The 16,963-nt window shown below is 72.1% G+C and carries 17 protein-coding genes; 12 read left to right on the forward strand and 5 right to left on the reverse strand.

The genetic code is table 11. The annotated features are described in order from the left end of the window. Window positions 1–21: 21 nt before the first annotated feature. Window positions 22–489, reverse strand: a complete 468-nt coding sequence (gene tsaA, locus ACJA3G_RS04310; protein WP_406551514.1) for a tRNA (N6-threonylcarbamoyladenosine(37)-N6)-methyltransferase TrmO — start codon at window positions 487–489, stop codon at window positions 22–24. Between the two features lie 214 nt (window positions 490–703). Here tsaA and ACJA3G_RS04315 point away from each other — a divergent pair, with 214 nt between their 5' ends. From ACJA3G_RS04315 to ACJA3G_RS04330, 4 genes are all read left to right on the forward strand, one after another. Further along, on the forward strand, window positions 704–1,744 hold the full coding sequence (locus tag ACJA3G_RS04315; RefSeq protein WP_406551515.1) for a 3-oxoacyl-[acyl-carrier-protein] synthase III C-terminal domain-containing protein: 1,041 nt from the start codon (window positions 704–706) through the stop codon (window positions 1,742–1,744). Window positions 1,745–1,848: 104 nt separating this feature from the next. Beyond that, window positions 1,849–2,844: an FAD-dependent oxidoreductase gene (locus ACJA3G_RS04320; protein WP_406551531.1), complete on the forward strand. Its 996-nt coding sequence runs from the start codon at window positions 1,849–1,851 to the stop codon at window positions 2,842–2,844. Then, the gene (locus ACJA3G_RS04325) at window positions 2,841–3,704 is read left to right on the forward strand and encodes a hypothetical protein (protein WP_406551516.1); all 864 of its coding nucleotides are present in this window, start codon (window positions 2,841–2,843) and stop codon (window positions 3,702–3,704) included. Before ACJA3G_RS04320 ends, ACJA3G_RS04325 begins: the two co-directional genes overlap by 4 nt. After that, window positions 3,701–3,979: an acyl carrier protein gene (locus ACJA3G_RS04330; protein ID WP_406551517.1), complete on the forward strand. Its 279-nt coding sequence runs from the start codon at window positions 3,701–3,703 to the stop codon at window positions 3,977–3,979. Before ACJA3G_RS04325 ends, ACJA3G_RS04330 begins: the two co-directional genes overlap by 4 nt. On the opposite strand, the gene ACJA3G_RS04335 is transcribed toward ACJA3G_RS04330, so the two are convergent. From ACJA3G_RS04335 to ACJA3G_RS04345, 3 genes are read right to left on the reverse strand one after another with little or no spacing between them, the layout of a single operon-like run. Continuing rightward, window positions 3,933–4,232 (reverse strand): muconolactone Delta-isomerase family protein, encoded by a 300-nt coding sequence (locus ACJA3G_RS04335; protein WP_406551518.1) that lies wholly within the window; start codon window positions 4,230–4,232, stop codon window positions 3,933–3,935. The genes ACJA3G_RS04330 and ACJA3G_RS04335 overlap by 47 nt on opposite strands. A gap of 13 nt (window positions 4,233–4,245) precedes the next feature. Then, window positions 4,246–5,520 (reverse strand): MFS transporter, encoded by a 1,275-nt coding sequence (locus tag ACJA3G_RS04340; protein WP_406551519.1) that lies wholly within the window; start codon window positions 5,518–5,520, stop codon window positions 4,246–4,248. Beyond that, entirely contained in the window at window positions 5,517–6,560 is a 1,044-nt protein-coding gene (locus ACJA3G_RS04345) for a 3-oxoacyl-[acyl-carrier-protein] synthase III C-terminal domain-containing protein (protein ID WP_406551520.1), read from the reverse strand. The genes ACJA3G_RS04340 and ACJA3G_RS04345 overlap by 4 nt, the downstream gene beginning before the upstream one ends. A 518-nt stretch (window positions 6,561–7,078) precedes the next feature. Here ACJA3G_RS04345 and ACJA3G_RS04350 point away from each other — a divergent pair. Genes ACJA3G_RS04350 through ACJA3G_RS04375 form a run of 6 tightly spaced genes read left to right on the forward strand, consistent with a single transcriptional unit; the run spans window position 7,079 to window position 13,217 of the window. Then, window positions 7,079–8,041, forward strand: a complete 963-nt coding sequence (locus tag ACJA3G_RS04350) for a chlorinating enzyme (RefSeq protein WP_406551521.1) — start codon at window positions 7,079–7,081, stop codon at window positions 8,039–8,041. Between the two features lie 44 nt (window positions 8,042–8,085). Beyond that, window positions 8,086–9,717, forward strand: a complete 1,632-nt coding sequence (locus tag ACJA3G_RS04355) for an amino acid adenylation domain-containing protein (protein ID WP_406551522.1) — start codon at window positions 8,086–8,088, stop codon at window positions 9,715–9,717. Window positions 9,718–9,735: 18 nt separating this feature from the next. Beyond that, window positions 9,736–10,008, forward strand: a complete 273-nt coding sequence (locus ACJA3G_RS04360) for a phosphopantetheine-binding protein (protein WP_406551523.1) — start codon at window positions 9,736–9,738, stop codon at window positions 10,006–10,008. Window positions 10,009–10,015: 7 nt separating this feature from the next. Continuing rightward, complete coding sequence (locus ACJA3G_RS04365) at window positions 10,016–10,804, forward strand: thioesterase II family protein (protein WP_406551524.1); 789 nt, start codon at window positions 10,016–10,018, stop codon at window positions 10,802–10,804. Then, the gene (locus ACJA3G_RS04370; protein ID WP_406551525.1) at window positions 10,801–11,979 is read left to right on the forward strand and encodes an acyl-CoA dehydrogenase family protein; all 1,179 of its coding nucleotides are present in this window, start codon (window positions 10,801–10,803) and stop codon (window positions 11,977–11,979) included. The genes ACJA3G_RS04365 and ACJA3G_RS04370 overlap by 4 nt, the downstream gene beginning before the upstream one ends. After that, window positions 11,976–13,217, forward strand: a complete 1,242-nt coding sequence (locus tag ACJA3G_RS04375; RefSeq protein ID WP_406551526.1) for a benzoate/H(+) symporter BenE family transporter — start codon at window positions 11,976–11,978, stop codon at window positions 13,215–13,217. Before ACJA3G_RS04370 ends, ACJA3G_RS04375 begins: the two co-directional genes overlap by 4 nt. A 21-nt stretch (window positions 13,218–13,238) precedes the next feature. Here the strand turns inward: ACJA3G_RS04375 and ACJA3G_RS04380 are convergent, their stop codons facing one another. Continuing rightward, window positions 13,239–14,384, reverse strand: a complete 1,146-nt coding sequence (locus ACJA3G_RS04380) for an aromatic ring-hydroxylating dioxygenase subunit alpha (RefSeq protein WP_406551527.1) — start codon at window positions 14,382–14,384, stop codon at window positions 13,239–13,241. Window positions 14,385–14,594: 210 nt separating this feature from the next. On the opposite strand from ACJA3G_RS04380, the gene ACJA3G_RS04385 reads away from it, so the two are divergent. Both ACJA3G_RS04385 and ACJA3G_RS04390 read left to right on the forward strand, forming a co-directional pair. Next, window positions 14,595–15,908, forward strand: a complete 1,314-nt coding sequence (locus ACJA3G_RS04385) for a cation:proton antiporter (protein ID WP_406551528.1) — start codon at window positions 14,595–14,597, stop codon at window positions 15,906–15,908. 183 nt (window positions 15,909–16,091) lie between these two features. Next, the coding region (locus tag ACJA3G_RS04390) for a serine/threonine-protein kinase (protein WP_406551529.1) at window positions 16,092–16,963 on the forward strand (872 nt) is incomplete at its 3' end.

Genomic DNA, 16,963 nt, shown 5'->3' on the forward strand with positions numbered 1-16,963 from the left:
AACCGCGACCGAGGCTCGCGGTCAGGCGTCCTCGGGCGGTGTGTCCGACGTCGGTGAATACGGCTTGATGTCGAGCACCGGCGTGCCGTTGACGAGGTCCACCCCGTCGAAGTGCAGGACGTTGCCCTTCACCTCGCGGACGCGCACCAGGCTCAGCCCGATGCGGTTGTGCCGGTTGGGCGTCCGGGTGGCGTAGACGCCGGTCGTGCGCCCGCTCTCCTCCCAGCCGCGCGGCACCACCCGCAGCGCTGCGGCCTCCTCGTCGGTCTGGTCGTGCAGCCAGGTCAGCAGCCAGACGTACCAGCCCTCGGCGACACCGTCGAGCCCTGCCGCGTAGGGCTCGTAGAGCACCACCTGGCCCTGGTCCCCGTACGCCAGGGTCGCCTGCGGCGGCGCCTGCTGGGGGCGGACGTACTCCGTCACGACATGGCCGATCGGCGACAGCGGCACCACCGCGTCGGCACCGAGAGGGGCGGTCGGTTGGGACACCACGTATCTCCTCGCACTCCGGAACCACGACAACCAGACAGAACGACAGCACATGCCGAACGACACTCCGCGCGGGCCCGGCGCGCGATGCCTGAAACGCGCCGGTCGTGCGCGAAGTCGAGAGACAGATGCCTGACAATCAATAACGCTGACAATATAGTGGGCTGCCGGGAGGTACGGCCCGAGTCGTCGGGCCGGTCCGAGGAGGCAGCCCGTGAGACTGAGTCCGCCGTTACCCGAACCGCCGGGCATAGCCGCCGCTGTGCTCTGGCTGCCGTCCCGGCGTCTGGACACCGCGCAGGCGGTCGCGGCCGGGCGGCTCGACCAGGAGACCGCCGACCGGCTCGGCTACCGCGCGCTGAGCGAGAGCCCGGACCGGGCGGCCCCCGAGATGGCCGTGCTCGCGGCACAGAAGGCGCTCGCCGACGCGGGCTGGTCCGGCGACGACCTCGGCCTGGTCGTGCACTCCTGGATCTACCACCAGGGCCATGACTTCTGGTCCGCCCCGCACTACGTGGCGCACGGCATCGGAGCCCGCCACGCGACCCCCCTCGGGGTGCAGCAGACCTCCAACGGCGCGGTGGCCGCCCTGGAGGTCGCCGCCGCCCGCCTCGCGCTCGACCCGTCGGTCAACCGGTGCCTGGTGACCACCGCCGACCGGTTCGTCGGGCCCGGCTTCGACCGCTGGGCCGGCGACATCGACGTGGCGTACGGGGACGCGGCCACCGCCCTGCTCCTGGACCGCGACGCGGGCCCCTACCGGCTGCTCGCCATCGCCTCCGTCAGCGTCCCCGAGTACGAGGTGCTCTACCGGGGCGACGACGCCTTCACCCCCGCCCCGCGCAGCACCCACACCACGGTCAGCGCCCGGCGCACCAAACTGACCTTCCGGGCGGGCGGCGGCTGGCCCCGGTTCGTCGCCGTACTGCGCCGATCCGTGCAGCGCGTGGTGCTCGACGCCATCGCGGACGCCGGGCTCACCCCGGCCGACCCCCGGCTGCGCTATCTCGTCCTGCCCCGCCTCAGCACCGGCGCCCTCGGCCAGTTCTACGGGCCCTCGGTGCACGAACTGGCCCTGCCCCACACCGAACTCCTCGACCTCGGCCGCGACACCGGGCACCTCGGTGCCGGGGACGTCGTGGCCAATCTCGCCACCCTCCAGGACGACGACCGGCTCGCGCCGGGCGAGGTGGCGCTCTTCCTGAGCGCCGGCAACGGCTTCACCTGGTCCTGTGTCGCGATATCCCACGAATAGCCCCGGCCGGTCACACCCGGCGGGCGCGGAACGTCTTCTCCGTGCGGGATTCCCGTACGGCTCTTTCGTACAGCTTCCACAGTGAGAGGTGCAGTCGAGTGACGATGCGAAACGAGGCCCTGGTCATCGGCGCGGGTGTGGCCGGACTGACCACGGCGGTATGTCTGGCGGAGCGCGGCTTCACGGTCCGGGTCGTCGCCGAGCGCGCGCCCCGGCAGACCACGTCGGCCGTGGCGGGAGCGATCATCGGCGGTCCGGCGATCGCCGACGACACCGAGGCGGAGGCCAAGTTCGCGCCGACGGCCATCACCCGCCCCTGGCACCAGGTGAGCCTGGCCGAGTTCGGCGCGCTGGCCAAGCAGCCCGACAGCGGCGTCCATCTGACCCGTGGCCGCCTGGTGAACCGGCAGGCCGCCGGCGGCCATGAGTGGGCCGCCCATCTGCCCGGCTACACGCCGTGCGGCGAGGAGGAGAGCGGCGGCTTCCCGGTGGCGTTCCGCGTCGACCTGCCGACCGTGGACATGCCCGTCTACCTGGACTACCTCGCCTCCCGGGTCACGGCCGCGGGGGGCAGCGTCGAGACGGGCACCGTGGGCTCGCTGGAGGAGGCCGCCGCCCAGGCGCCGCTCGTCGTCAACTGCACGGGCGTGGGGGCGCGCGCCCTGGCCGACGACCCCAAGGTCTTCCCGGTCCGCGGCCAGCACGTGATCGTGGAGAACCCGGGCATCGACGAGTTCTTCTTCGAGCAGAACCCCGGCCCCGACTCCACCGGCTACTTCCCGCACGGACGCCGTCTGGTGTGCGGCGGGACCGCCGAGCGCGAGGTGTGGAGCATGGAGCCGGACCCGGCCCAGACGGAGAAGATCCTGGCGCGCTGCATCGCCGTGGAGCCCCGGATCGCCGGGGCGCGGATCACCGGGGTCGAGGTCGGTCTGCGGGCGTCACGGCCGCGGACCCGTCTCGAAGTGGAGCCGCTCGGCTCCGCCCGGGTGATCCACAACTACGGTCACGGCGGTATCGCGGTCGGTCTCTCCTGGGGCTGCGCCCAGGACGTCCTGCGGCTGGCGCTCTCCGGCGCCACCGCCGAAGTCGTCTCATGACGGCGGCCCCGGCGGCCGGCCCGGGTCCGCAGACCCTCGGGGCCGGTCCGGCCGTCCTGCTGAAGCGGCTCGACGCCCTCCTGGAGGGCTGGGGGACCGACGCCGGCGCCGCGCCGATGATCATGCCACCGCTGATCCCGGTCGCCGACCTCTCCCGCCTCGACGTGTACGAGAACTTCCCGCACCAGGCGCTCGTGGTCAGCACCCTGGACCTGGCCCACCATCAATCCGGGTCGGCGCACGAGCGGTTCGCGCCGGACGACCTCGAACCCGCGCTCTTCGGGCTTCCCTCGGCCGCCTGCTTCGCCGTCTACCTCCACCACGAGGGCCGCGCCCTGCCCGACGGCACGGCCGTGACCGTCCTCGGCCGCTGCTTCCGCCGCGAGGAGCACTACGACGGGCTGCGGCGCCTCCTCGGCTTCCATATGCGCGAGATCGTGGCGCTCGGCTCGTACGACTTCACCCAGGAGCATCTGCGCCGGTTCGAGGAGCGCGTCATCGCCCTCACCGACGCCCTCGGCCTCACCGTGCGCAAGGAGGCCGCGACCGACCCCTTCTACGACCGGGGCGGACAGCGCGCGCTGCTCCAGCGCCTCTCGCCCGTCAAGCACGAGTTCATCGTCGACGACCTGGCGATAGCCTCGCTCAACGTCCACCGCAACTTCTTCGGCGAGCGGTGCGGGATCACCCTGGAGAGCACCGGCCAGCCGGTCCACACCAGTTGCGCGGCCTTCGGCCTGGAGCGCTGGCTGTCGGTGCTGTACACGCGGTACGGGAGCTGGGAGGCGGCGACGGAGGCCGTGGAGAAGGCCGCCTCGGCGCTCGGCGGCGCGCCCCGGACCGGCGGGGCCGAGCGGTGAGGGCGCCGGCCGCCGAACTGGCGGAGATCGTCGCCTGGATCGCGCGGCGCCACCCGGAGGCGGACGGGATCGGCCCGGAGGACGATCTGATCGAGAGCCGGCTCATCGACTCGCTGGGCTTTCTGGAGTTCATCGTGCTGATCGAGCGGCTCAGCGGGCGGCCGGTCGACATCGAGAACCTCGACCTCGACGACCTCCGCTCGCTGAACCGGATCGAGCGGGCGTTCTTCAGTGGGCCGGACCCTCGGCCGTCGGGTCGTAGCTCGGCGGACTGATCAGCGGATACACCTCGAAGTCCAGGTGCAGCCCGGCGGGGCTGCGGTAGAGCAGCTGCATCAGCTGCTCGTGCGACTCCACGTCGTAGATGTTCAGCCCCGCCGAGGCGCCCACCAGGATCCAGCGGTCCTTGATGAGCCCCTTCTCCTGGAGCTCCTGGGTGTAGCGGAAGCCCTCGGCGAGCTTCTGCTGGAACTCCTCGATGCCGATGCCGACTGGGGCCCGTTTGGCTATCACCGCGAACAGCGCCATGGATGCTTCTCCTTCAGTTGAGTGGGTTCGGGGCTTCCTGGTCCACGGGCGGCCCGGCGGGCATCCGCTGGGCACGGTCGGAGCGCTCGAAGCGGGCCCGGGCGAGGGTGCCGACGATCGACACCGGTACGGTCGCGGCGGCGGCGATGCCGAACAGCAGCCCGAAGTCGCCGCGCCCCGCGAGCGGGCCCACGGCGGCCGTGCTGATGGCGGCGCCGGTGAAGACCGAGCAGGCGATGAGCGCGGTGGCGCTGCCGCGCACCTCGGGCGCGGCGGCCTCCAGGATCCACGCCTGGAGCGCGGACTGGCCGACGGCGAGGGCGAGTCCGGCGAGCGCGCTGGCGACGAGGATGCCCGCCACCGACTGGGTGAGCGCGGCGGTGAGATAGCCGGTGAAGAGCAGTCCGGTGCCCCAGCCGAACATGCCCGCGCCGGTCGCCCGGGCGTCGAGCGCCCTGACGACGACGCTGCCGCCGATGGCCGCCACTCCGTAGGCGCTGGTCACCAGGCCCGACATCAGGACGCTGCTGCCGTGTTTCTGGAGGGCCGCGTTGAAGAAGTTGAAGAGCCCCATCATCGCCGCGCCCTCGACGAAGGTGAACGGGATGAAGAAGCGGAACCAGCCGTCCCCGAGCACCCGCGCGAACCGCTGCCGCACGCTCGGCCCCTCGACGGCCCGCGCCCGGGGCGCCTCCGGCAGCCGGGTGTAGACCAGGGCGAGCAGCGGCGCGGCCACCGCCGGGATGAGCAGCGGCGAGCGCCAGTCCAGCAGATCGGTGAGCGCGCCCGCGACGACGGTCGCGGAAGCGGCGCCCACCGCGCTGGAGGACATCAGCGCCGCCATCGTGCGCTGGCGGCGCTCCATCGGGATGTGGTCGCCCACGTACGCGACGGTCACCGGGATGAGCGCGGCGGCGAAGCCGCCGGCGACCGCGCGTCCCGCGATCAGCAGCGCCGCGTTGGGCGCGAGGGCAGCGGCCAGGTCCGCGAGCCCGAGCCCGAGGAGCGCGGTGCGCAGCACCCGTACCCGGCCCACCCGGTCCGAGACCGTGCCGTGGACCGGCTGCATGATGCCGACCATCGCCAGATAGCCGGTGAGCGCGAGGGTGGTGGTGCCCAGGCTGACGTCGAAGTCCTTGGAGACGGGGACCAGGATCGGATTGATGACGACCAGGTCGAAGTCGAGCAGGAAGAAGCCGGCGCACAGGACGGCCACGATCCCGCGGTCGCCGAGCGTTCTGCCCGCGGTCCGTCCCGTCGGCGCCGTTCCGGCTTTGCGTGTCCTCACGGGGCTACCGCCCGCACCGCGACGCAGGACCAGCTGAAGCCGCCGCCCAGGCTGAGCAGCAGCGCCACCTCGCCCTCCGCGAGCCGTTTGTCGGTGTGCAGGGCCGCCAGGTTGGCGGCGGAGTCCCCGGCGCCCAGATGTCCGGTCCCGCCGCCCAGGTTGAGGATCTGCGCGTGGCGCAGGCCCAGGCGTTCGACGGCCGGGTGGAAGAACTCCTCCAGTGGACCGGAGCCGAGCCGGGGGAGGGTGAGGACGCGCACCCGGGGGTCGTCGGGGGCGAGGCCCGCCTCGGTGAGCGCGGTGCCGACCACGTCGAGGACGGCCTCGACGAGCGCCGCCGCGAACGCCGGTTCGGCGCCGGAGGCGACGAAAGCCCGTTTGGTGCGGCGCACGTCGACCCGGGGCAGGGTGCGCGGCATCGTGCTGAACTCGTCGTCGCCGCGGTGCATCGTCTCGTACTCCGAACGGGCCACGGTGGCCACCGAGAGCAGCTCGTACGGGCCCTGGGCGCGGTCCAGGAGCAGGGCGGTCCCGGCGTCGCCGTAGACCAGCTCGTAATCGCCCAGCCAGCGGTCGAAGGCGGGCGGCAGGAAGCGGTCGCCGGTGGTGACGGCGGCGCGGGCCACCGACGGATCGGCGATCATGCGGGCGGCGGCGGCTTCGAGTGCGGCGGCTCCGCCGTTGCACATCTGCTGGATGCCCACGGCCGGGGCGGTGGAGGCGCCGATGTGGTGGGCCACGTAGTTGGCGGGCGCCCAGAAGTCATGGCCCTGGTGGTAGGTCCAGGCGTGCGCCACGAAGCCGAGGTCCGCCCCGTCCCACCCGGCGCGGGCGAGTGCGTCGGTGGCGGCGAGGACCGCCATCTCGGGGGCCGCGTGGTCGTGGCTGACGGACACCTCGCGGTAGCCGAGGCGGGTCGCGGTCTCCTCGTCGACCCGGCCGGCCGCGAGGGCGGCCTCGGTGGTCTCGCGCCGGTCCGGGAGCCAGAGCGTCGCGGCAGCGATCCGCAGCGGCGTGGTCAGGGGCGGGGACAGACGCACGGGGTCCTCCCGGAAAGAGCCCCGGAGGGCATCGTCAGTGATGCGGATTATCAGCGAGAGTCTTCCCCTCTCCGGGATGCCGCGTCAAGGGCCGAAAGGCGCAAGTCGCGCGCCCGCCAAGGCCCTCACGCGCCCCCGCCGGGCCCGCTGTGTGCGCAGGGCGAGCGCCGACGCGCCGCCCGCCTTCGCCGCATGCCCCTTCTGTCCGTGTCCGCCAGGTTATGCCCGAAGCTCCGGTGCGCGGCCGATTGTGCGCGGTCCGGGCGGGCCGCGCCGCCCCGCTCCGTACGCGGTCCCGCCCGGTGCGAGCGCCGGTCCACCGGCCGGGCACGCCCCGCCACCCGCACGATGTCCACCCGCGGGTGTCCACCTGTGCAACTCCGGGGAATAGAAGCGTCCGGAGGAGGTCCTGTGTTAAACAGAGCGCAACTCGCCCTCGACTGGCGAGAGTTGACCGGAACAGCACGCATTTACCCGTCCGCTGCCCCAGCGGAGTGTCGCTTACACAGAGGTGATGCATGGACGACCTGGCCGGCACCACGAGCACCGACTTCTCCCTGAGCGCCCGGGAGATCGAACAGTTCCACCGGGACGGCTACATCGGCCCGTTCGACCTCTACGAACCCGACGAGATGGAGAAGAACCTCCGCGCCCTGCGCCCCAAGCTGCTCAACACCAAGCGGGCGATCTACGGGCAGGAGAAGGCGGTCTCCGGCGTCACCAACCTCGCCAACTACGACCGCCACCTCGACGTCGACTTCCTCGCCGACCACATCACCCGCCCCGAGATCGTCCACCGGGTCGCCGGCCTCCTCGGCCCGGACGTGCTCTGCTGGCGCACCGAGTTCTTCCCCAAGTACCCCGGGGACGAGGGCACCGACTGGCACCAGGCCGACAACTTCTCCAACGTGGCCGGATCCAAGCACCCCCAGATCGTCTGGCCCGAGGACTCCGAGTTCGGCGGCACCATCACCGTCTGGTCGGCGTTCACCGACGCCAGCGTGGAGATGGGCTGCCTCCAGTTCATCCCCGGCTCGCACCGGACCATGAACTACGACGAGTCCAAGGTCATGACGTACGACGCCGACTCCATCGGCAAGCTGGAGAAGGACGGTGTGCGGCGCGGCTTCTTCGGCTACGACTACCGCCAGCTCCAGAAGGACCCGAACTGGAGCCCGGACGAGTCCCGGGCCAAGTCGATGGTGCTCAAGCAGGGCCAGTTCATCATCTTCTGGTCGACCCTGATGCACGCCTCGCATCCGCACGCGGGTCTGACCGACGACATGCGGCTGGGGTACGCGGCCCGCTATCTGCCGACCCAGGTGCGGGTCTACCCGTTCTCGGACGCCCTCGCGGAGTTCGGCGGGGAGGCCAGCCTCGACAAGTTCGGCTGTGTGCTGGTCTCCGGCGAGGACCGGTACGGGCACAACCGGTTCGTCGACCGAACCGTCAACGGCACACCCTTCCGGACCGCCCGCTGACCCGGCCCGGCCACTCCTGCTCCGACGTCGCCACATCCCGGGGGGTGTCCGCGCTGGAAAGACTCGACGGGACCCGGCTCACCGGCACCGATGAGGCCTTCGCCCTCCACCGCCGGATCAACCGGACCGCCACCGACTATCCGCGGGACAGCTCCGTGCCCGCGCTGTTCGCCGCGAGCGCCGCCCGCGGCCCCGACGCGCTCGCGGTGGTGCAGGACGAGCGCGCATACACCTACGCACAGCTCGACCGGCTCTCCAACGGCCTCGCCCACCACCTGCTCGCCCAGGGCTTCGCGCCGGGCTCGACCGTCGGGGTCTGCCTGACCCGCTCACCCGAGCTCATCGTGGCGCTGCTCGCGGTCCTCAAGTGCGGGGGAGCGTATCTGCCGTTCGACGCGGGCTGGCCCGACGAACGGCTGCACGGCCTGTTCGCGGAGGCCGACTGCCGCTGGATCCTGACGGACCGCCACGAACAGCTCGCCCGGCGGCTCGGCGCCAGCCACGTCCTGTCGGCGAAACCGTGGTCGGAGGAGAGGCCGGCCGCCCCCGCCGTCCACATCGACGGCGACTCGCTCGCGTACGTCAACTTCACCTCCGGCTCCACGGGCCGCCCCAAGGGCGTGGCCATCCGGCACCGCAGCATCGCGCGGCTCGTCCTCGGCGCCCGCTTCGCCCGGCTGGCGGCGGACAGCCGGCTGCTCCAGCTCGCACCGGTCACCTTCGACGCCGCCACCTTCGAGATCTGGGGCGCGCTGCTCAACGGCGGTACGTGCGTGCTCTATCCGGAAGGCCTGGTGCGGCTCTCCCGGCTCGGCCGGGTCATCGACGAGCACCGCATCACGGTCGTCTTCCTCACCACCGCCCTGTTCAACGCCGTCGTCGACGAGGCACCCGCCGCCCTCGACGGGACCGAGACCGTCCTCATGGGCGGCGAACTCCACTCGATCCCGCGGGTGGCGGCGGCGCTCGACCGGTACGGACCGGGCCGCCTCGTCCATGTGTACGGACCCACCGAGGCCACCACCTTCGCCACCTACCACCGCGTCGACCGCCTCGTCCCCGGCTCGGGACTGCTGCCGATCGGCACCCCGATCCAGAACACCCGGCTCTATGTGATCGACGGCACCACCCTGTGCGAGGCGGGCCGGACCGGTGAGATCTGTCTGGCGGGCGACGGGCTCTCACCCGGCTACCTCGGCATGCCGGAGCTCACCGCCGAGCGGTTCGTGGACCGCGTGGCCGACGGCGTGAGCGAGCGGCTCTACCGCACCGGCGACCACGGGACCCTGCTCCCCGACGGCTCGCTCGTCTTCCAGGGCCGCGAGGACGACCAGGTGAAGATCAACGGCTTCCGCATCGAGCTGGGCGAGGTCGCCCACCACCTCGACCGGCACCCCGCGGTGCGGCGCAGCCATGTGGCGGTGAGCACCGAACGCGGCGAACGGGCCCTGGTGGCCTTCGTGGTGGCGGACCCGTCCGCCACCCCCGCCTCGCTGCGCCACCATCTGCGGACCCGGCTCCCCGCGTATCTGGTCCCGGCCCGCATCCACCTGTGCGAGGCGCTGCCCCTGACGGCGACCGGCAAGGTCGACGGCCGCGCGCTGCTCGCCGCCCACGACACCCACACCCCACCACCCGCAGCGCCGGCCGCCCAGCCGGCGGCCTCGCGGGACTGACGGACGGAGGAGAAGGCCATGACTTCCCAGGACTCCCGGGCGGCGCTCGGCACGCCGCCCATGACCGCGACCGAGGAGGCGATCGCCGACATCTGGCGCGGTCTCTTCGGCATCACCGACGTGGCCGTCGGCGACGACTTCTTCGAGCTCGGCGGCAACTCGCTCACCGCCATCAAGTTTCTCTCCCGCGTCGAGGAGCGCTTCGCCGTCGACGTGCTGCTGCCCGAGACGCTCTACGAGGACGCCCGGCTGAGCAGTCTGGCCAAGGCCGTCGACGAGGCGATGGCGTAGGCCCGCCGTGCGCCCCCCGCCCCGCGCCGCCGCGCCGCACCGGACCGCGACGGGCGACCCGTTCGCCCGGTTCGGCGGCGACGCCCCGGCCACCATCCGGCTGTTCTGCTTCCCGTACGCGGGCGGTGGCACCCAGGTCTTCCGCGACTGGCGGACCCGGGTGCCGCCGGGCGTCGGGGTGACGGGCATCCGGCTGCCCGGGCGCGAACAGCGCTTCCGCGAGCCGCCCTTCGACTCCTGGCCGCAGGCGCTCGACGCGCTGGCCGAGGCCCTGGCGCCCGAGACGGCGCGCGGGCCGTACGCCTTCTTCGGCCACAGCCTGGGCGCCCGTCTCGCCTACGAACTCACCCACCGGCTCACCGCCGACGGCCACCGGCCGCCCGCGCTCCTGGTCGTCTCGGCGTGCCGGGCGCCGGGCGTGCCGGCGCGCACCCCGCCCATGCACACCATGGACGGGCCCACCCTGCACCGGCGGCTGCGCGAGATGAACGGCGTCCCGCCCGAGGTCCTCGCCAGCCGCGCCCTGATGACCCTCCTGGAGCCGGTGCTCCGCGCCGATCTCCGCCTCGCCGAGACCTGGCAGCCCTCACCCGGGCGGATCACCGCGCCGATCCTGGCGCTGTGCGGCGAGGACGACGACATCGACCCGTACGAGTCCATGGTGGCCTGGAAGCACCACACCACCGGGGAGTTCACCATCCGCTCCTTTCCCGCCGGGCACTTCTTCCTGCGCGACGAGGAGGAGGCCGTGCTCGCGACGGTCTGCGGACGGCTGGCGACGGGGGGCGCGCGGTGACCGATCCGCTGAGCGGCCCCTCGGCCCATCTGACGCCCGGGCACGAGGAGTTCCGGGCCTCGGTCCGTACCTTCTTCCGCAAGGAGGTAGTGCCGTACGCGGCGGAGTGGGAGCGGCGGCGCGCGATGCCCCGCTCGGCCTGGCACGCCTTCGCCGCCGAAGGCCTCCTCGGCCTCAACCACCCCACGTCCGTGGGCGGCGCCGGACTCGACATCTTCCACTCGGTGGTCTTCCTGGAGGAGCTGGGCCGCACCGGCTTCGGAGGAGTGCGGTTCGCGGTGGCGCTCCACGCCTACATGGGCACGAGCTACCTCGCCACCAACGGCTCGCCCGAGCTCCAGCAGCGCTATCTGCGCCCGGCCGTGGCCGGTGACCTGATCGCGGGCCTGGCGATCACCGAACCCCAGGCGGGCTCGGACCTCGGGCGGCTGGAGGCGACGGCCGTCGAGGACGGCGACCATCTGGTGGTCGACGCCGAGAAGCGCTTCGTCGTCAACGGCGGGTTCGCGGACTTCTTCGTGACGGCGGTACGGACCGGGGAGCCCCGCTCCCGGGCCGGCCAGGGCAATCTGACCCTGCTGGTGGTGGACCGCACCGCCGAGGGCGTCCACGTCCTGCCCAACGACTCGATCGCCTGGCGTGCCTGCGCCATGGCCGACGTCAGCATGCGCGGGGTACGGGTGCCCAAGGAGAACATGATCGGCCGCCGCAACTCCGGCTTCGTCCAGATCATGAAGAACATGCAGCTGGAGCGGCTCGCGGCGGGGATCTCGGCGGTCGGGGACGCGGCCAACTGCCTGGACCTGACCTGGAGACACCTCAAGAACCGCGCCATGTTCGAGTCCACGCTCAGCGCCAAGCAGGCCGTCCGCCACACCATGGCCGATCTGCTCACCGAGGTGGAGGCGGCCCGCCATCTCACCCACCACGCGGCCTGGAGCTACGCCCGCGACCCGCTGTCGATCACGGCCTGTTCGATGGCTAAGCTCAAGGCCACCGAAGTGGCCCGGACCGTGGCCGAGGAATGCCGCCATCTGCACGGCTCCGAGGGCTTCCGGGAAGGCGCGCCGATCGTCCAGGCCGCGCATGACGCCCAGGCCGCCACCGTCGCCGCCGGAGCGAGCGAGGTCATGCGCGACATCGTCGTACAGAGCGGATACGAGGAGTTGCCGTGACCACGTCCGAGACGGAGGCGCTGAGCGCGGGTGGTCCACCGAGCCCCGGACCCGGACCCGCTCGGCGGCCGGGGTCGGCGTCCGAGCTGGTCAGGGCGGGGACGGTCGGGCTGATCGCCGCGTTCGTGGGCTTCTCCAGCTCGTTCGCGATCGTCCTCGAAGGCCTCACCAGGGTCGGCGCGAGCCGCGCCGAGGCGGCGTCCGGCCTGATGGCGCTCTCCGTCGCGATGGGCGCCTGCGCGATCTTCCTCAGCCTGCGGCTGCGGATGCCGATCAGCGTCGCCTGGTCGACGCCCGGGGCGGCGCTCCTCGCCGGAGCGGCCTCGGTCGACGGCGGATTCGGCGCGGCCGTCGGCGCGTTCCTGGTGGCCGCCGCGCTGATCGTGGTCACCGGGCTGTGGAAGCCGCTCGGCCGCGCGGTGTCGGCCATCCCGAAACCGCTGGCCAACGCCATGCTCGCGGGAATCCTGCTGCCGCTGTGCCTGGCCCCCGCCAAGGCCGTCCAGGAGAAACCGGCGCTGGGGCTGGCGATCGTCGGCGTCTGGGCCGTGGTCGGCACCTTCAGAAAGCTGTACGCGGTCCCGGCGGCGGTCGTCGTCGCGGTGGTCCTGATCGCCGCGACCACCCATATATCCGCCGCCGACCTCGGCCCCCTGTGGCCCCACCCGGTCCTGGTCACGCCCCATTTCACGGCCTCGGCCCTGATCGGCCTCGCGCTGCCGCTGTACGTGGTGACGATGGCCTCGCAGAACATCCCGGGCATCGCGGTCCTGAACGTGAACGGCTACGAGCCCGAGCCGGGCCCGCTGTTCGGCTGGACCGGTGCCTTCGGCCTGGCCGCGGCGCCCTTCGGCGGCCACGCGGTCAACCTGGCCGCGATCACCGCCGCCCTGTGCGCCGACGAGAACGCCGGGCCCGATCCGCGTAAGCGCTACCGGGCGGCGGCCGTCGGGGGTGGCGCCTACATCCTGCTCGGCCTCGGCGCGGGGGCGGCCGTCGCGTTCGTCGGCGCGGCCCCGCCCACCCTGATCGAGGCGGTGGCGGGCCTGGCGCTGCTGGGCGCGCTCGGCAACTCGCTGGTGGGAGCGGTCACGGACCCCGGCGACCGGGAGGCGGCGGTGGTCACCCTGGTGGTGACGGTGTCGGGCGTGCAGTTCTTCGGGATCAGCGGCGCGTTCTGGGGCCTGCTGGCCGGGGGCGCGCTGTACGCGGCGAAGAGGCGGCTGCCGGCGAAGTGAGGTGGCGGGCGCGGTGAGCGCTCAGTGTTCCGGGAAGAGGTGCGCCTCGATCGCCTCGTTGTACTTCTGGAGCGCGAACTCCTGCGTACCGAAGCAGTGTTCCTCGTTGGCGCCGCTGGTCAGCCCGATCTGGATCTCCCGGTAGATCTCCAGGTCCTCGTACTGCACCTGATAGGTCAGCTGCCGGTTCTCCTCCCACTGCTCGGCGCTGCCCTCGCCCACCGACCCCTTCGGCACGATGAGGCGCAGTTTGACGAGCGTACGGGTCGGACCGAGCGGGTGGCTGGTAATCCACAGGAAGTGGTCCGACTGATGCAGCACGGTCTCGTTCGGAAAGATCGTGTGGATGACGTTGGCGACCGACAGCAGACGCCGTTCCGAGCGTTCCGTCTTCGTGATGAAGTTTATCGACCGCTTCGGCAGGATCGAGCGGAGATGAGGCCCGAACGCGTCGAAGAAGAACGTGCTGTTCTCGAAGAGCGGGTTGGCGCTCCTCGCATGCAGGAACGGGAAGTGGTAACCCTCCAGAGTGCCTTCGACCACCAGCTTCCAATTGATCTCCCATTCCTGGCTCTCGGCGCCGTAGATCTCGTACGAGGCCAGATCGAGATCCGCGATGTCGGGCCGGAAGTCACCCAGGAACGCGTCCAGGGCGGCGCGTCCCGGATTCTCCTCCGGCATCAGCCATACGAATCCGTACGCCTCGACCGCCGGGAGCGCCACCAGATTGCGCTTCCCCCGCTCGACACCGGGAAAGCAGTGCGGGCTCGGGATCGCGGCGAGGGTGCCGTCCAGATCGTAGCGCCAGGCGTGATAACCGCAGATGAACTGCTTGCGCAGACCGGACGGCTCCTTTTCCAGCCGTGCTCCGCGATGCCGGCAGGCGTTGAGGAACACATGCGCCACACCGTCCTGGTCGCGGCTGACGATCAGCGGCCTGCCGAAATGCTCCAGGGTCGCGAAGGTGCCCGGCCTGGGAATCTCCGAGCTGTGCACCAGCATGGATGGCAACTGGGTGAAAATACGGTCGAGTTCCGCCCGGTACCACTGCGGGGAGTGATAGCGGTCGACGCTCACCCGGGTGTCCGAGTCGGTCAGGGGGAGCCGTTTGTCGCGCAGATGCTCCAGGGCACGGTCGAGAATCCTGAGTTCCTCGTCGCGATCCATCCGTCAACTCCCTCCAAGTCCCACGCGCACAACGGTGATCATCGGGGTGGGGTTCGGGTGCGCGGCAATTCTATAGGGGTTCCTTTGCGGTGACGAGGGTTGTTCAATGTCAAAAAGAGCGCGGTTGAACGGCAGTTGTGCCCGTCCGTGAATCCCCGGTAGAACGGCGGGACAGCGGAACACCCTGCGGCCCGACAGGAGTGCCCCGACGTGCCGACGCATCGCGTACTCGCCCAAGCCGCGGCGCCCCCCACCGGACGGTTCCTCCTCGCCCTCGCCGTCATCCTCGCCGTGGCGTTCGTACTGGCGCGGCTGGCCCGGCGGGTACGCCAGCCCGCGGTGATGGGCGAGATCGTCGGCGGCATCCTGCTCGGCCCCAGCCTTCTCTCCCTCCTCCCCGGCGACCCGCAGACGAAGCTGGTCCCGCCCTCGACGCTGCCCTACCTCCAACTCCTCTCCCAACTGGGCCTCGTCCTGTTCATGTTCGGCGTCGGCTACCACTTCGACCTCGGGCAGCTGCGCACCCCCACCGCGAGACGGCAGGTGGCGGCGGTCTCGCTGACCTCGGTGGCACTGCCGTTCGGGCTCGGCGCGGGCCTGGCGTACGGGCTCCACCCCTGGCTCAGCCAGTCCGAGCTGAAGACGGACGGGCGGCTGGGCCCCGCGCTCTTCCTCGGCGCGGCCATGTCCATCACCGCCTTCCCCGTCCTCGCCCGCATTCTGGCCGAACGCGGTCTGTACAAGGACCCGTTGGGCGCGCTCTCGCTCGCCTGCGCGGCCGTACAGGACTTCCTCGCCTGGTGCATCCTGGCGGCGGTGGTCGTGGTGGTCCGCGCGAGCGGGCCGTGGCCGCTGGCCCGGATGGTCATCGAGTCGGCGCTGCTGCTCGCCGTGCTCGTCCTGCTCGTACGGCCGGGTCTCGTCTGGGTCCTCGACCCGGCCAGACCGTGGGCCGGCGGTCCCGCGCTCACCCACGCGGTCCTCGTCGTCGGCGTCCTGCTGACCGCCGTCGCCACCGAGGAGGCCGGTCTGCACGCCGTCTTCGGCGCGTTCGCCTTCGGCGCCGTCGCCCCGCACCGCCGGATCGACGAGAGCGCCCCCCAGGTCCCCGAGCGGATCGAGCAGACCAGCCTGCTGCTCCTGCCGGTCTTCTTCACCGTCACCGGGATGTCCGTGGACGTCTCCGGCCTCGGCGTCCGGGGCCTGGTCATGACGGCGGCCGTCGTGGTGGTGGCGTGCGCCGGGAAGTTCACCGGCGCGTTCGGCGCGGCCCGTCTGACCGGGGCGACGCCCCGCGAGGCGACGGCGCTCGGAGTGCTCCTGAACTGCCGGGGACTGACCGAACTGGTCATCCTCAACGTGGGCCTGAGCCTGGGGGTCATCGATACGCGCCTGTTCACGGCGATGGTGCTGATGGCGGTCGTCACGACGCTGATGACCGGGCCGCTGCTGCACCGGGTCCGGCCGCCGCTGCCCCAGGTCCCCGAGCGCCCGGCGAGACGGCCCGCCCGGGAGGCGGGCTGAGGGAGCGGCCGAGCCGGGGGCCCCGCGGAAGGGACGCCCCCGGAAAGGGGCGCGTCCGGCGCGGGCTTCGATAGGCTCGGCGCCGTAAGCGCAGGGTAAAGGGATATACGGGGGCAAAGAGTGTCGGATCATCAGCATCAGTCGGGCCGTGGCGGAGCGGACGGGCCGGCGGCGGATGCGGCGGTGTTCCAGCCGCTGGCCGAGGACGACCCCCGTTCGGTGGCCGGATATCTTCTCAGCGCCCGGCTCGGCGCCGGCGGCATGGGCAAGGTGTACCTCTCCTACACGCCCGGCGGACGCCCGGTCGCGATCAAGGTGATCCGCCCCGAGTTCGCAGAGGACCCCGACTTCCGCCGCCGGTTCCAGCAGGAGGTGCGGGCCGCGCAGCGGGTGCAGGGCCTCTACACCGCGCCCGTGGTCGACAGCGACACCGACGGGCCGCGCCCGTGGCTGGCCACCGCCTACGTCCAGGGCCCCTCCCTGCACGCCGCCGTCGCCGCCCACGGCGCGATGCCGGTGGGGACCGTGCTGCTGCTGGTGGCCGGGATCGCCGAGGCGCTCCAGGTCATCCACCAGGCGGGCATCGTCCACCGCGACCTCAAGCCGTCCAACGTGCTGCTCGCGGTCGACGGGCCGCGCGTCATCGACTTCGGCATCGCCCGCGCCGCGGACGCCACCGCGCTCACCGGGACCGGTGTCAGCGTCGGCACCCCGTCCTTCATGTCGCCCGAGCAGGCGGCCGGGACGAGCTGCACCGCGGCGACCGACGTCTTCGCGCTCGGCCAGATCGCGGTCTTCGCCGCGACGGGCGCCGCGGCCTTCGGCGACGGGTCCTCCCACGCCGTGCTGTACCGGATCGTGCACGAGGAACCGGACCTGTCGCGCCTGCCGGACGAGCTGCGCGAGATCGTCACCGCCTGCCTCGGCAAGGACCCGGCCCAGCGGCCGTCCCCCGCCCAGGTCATCGAGATGTGCGGCCGGGCGTCCCAGGACCCGGCGCTGCGCCGCCCGGAGGGCTGGCTGCCCTCCTCGTACGCGGCCGACCTCACCCAGGC

This window comes from Streptomyces sp. YS-3 (assembly GCF_045257485.1).
In the GTDB taxonomy this organism is placed as follows: domain Bacteria; phylum Actinomycetota; class Actinomycetes; order Streptomycetales; family Streptomycetaceae; genus Streptomyces.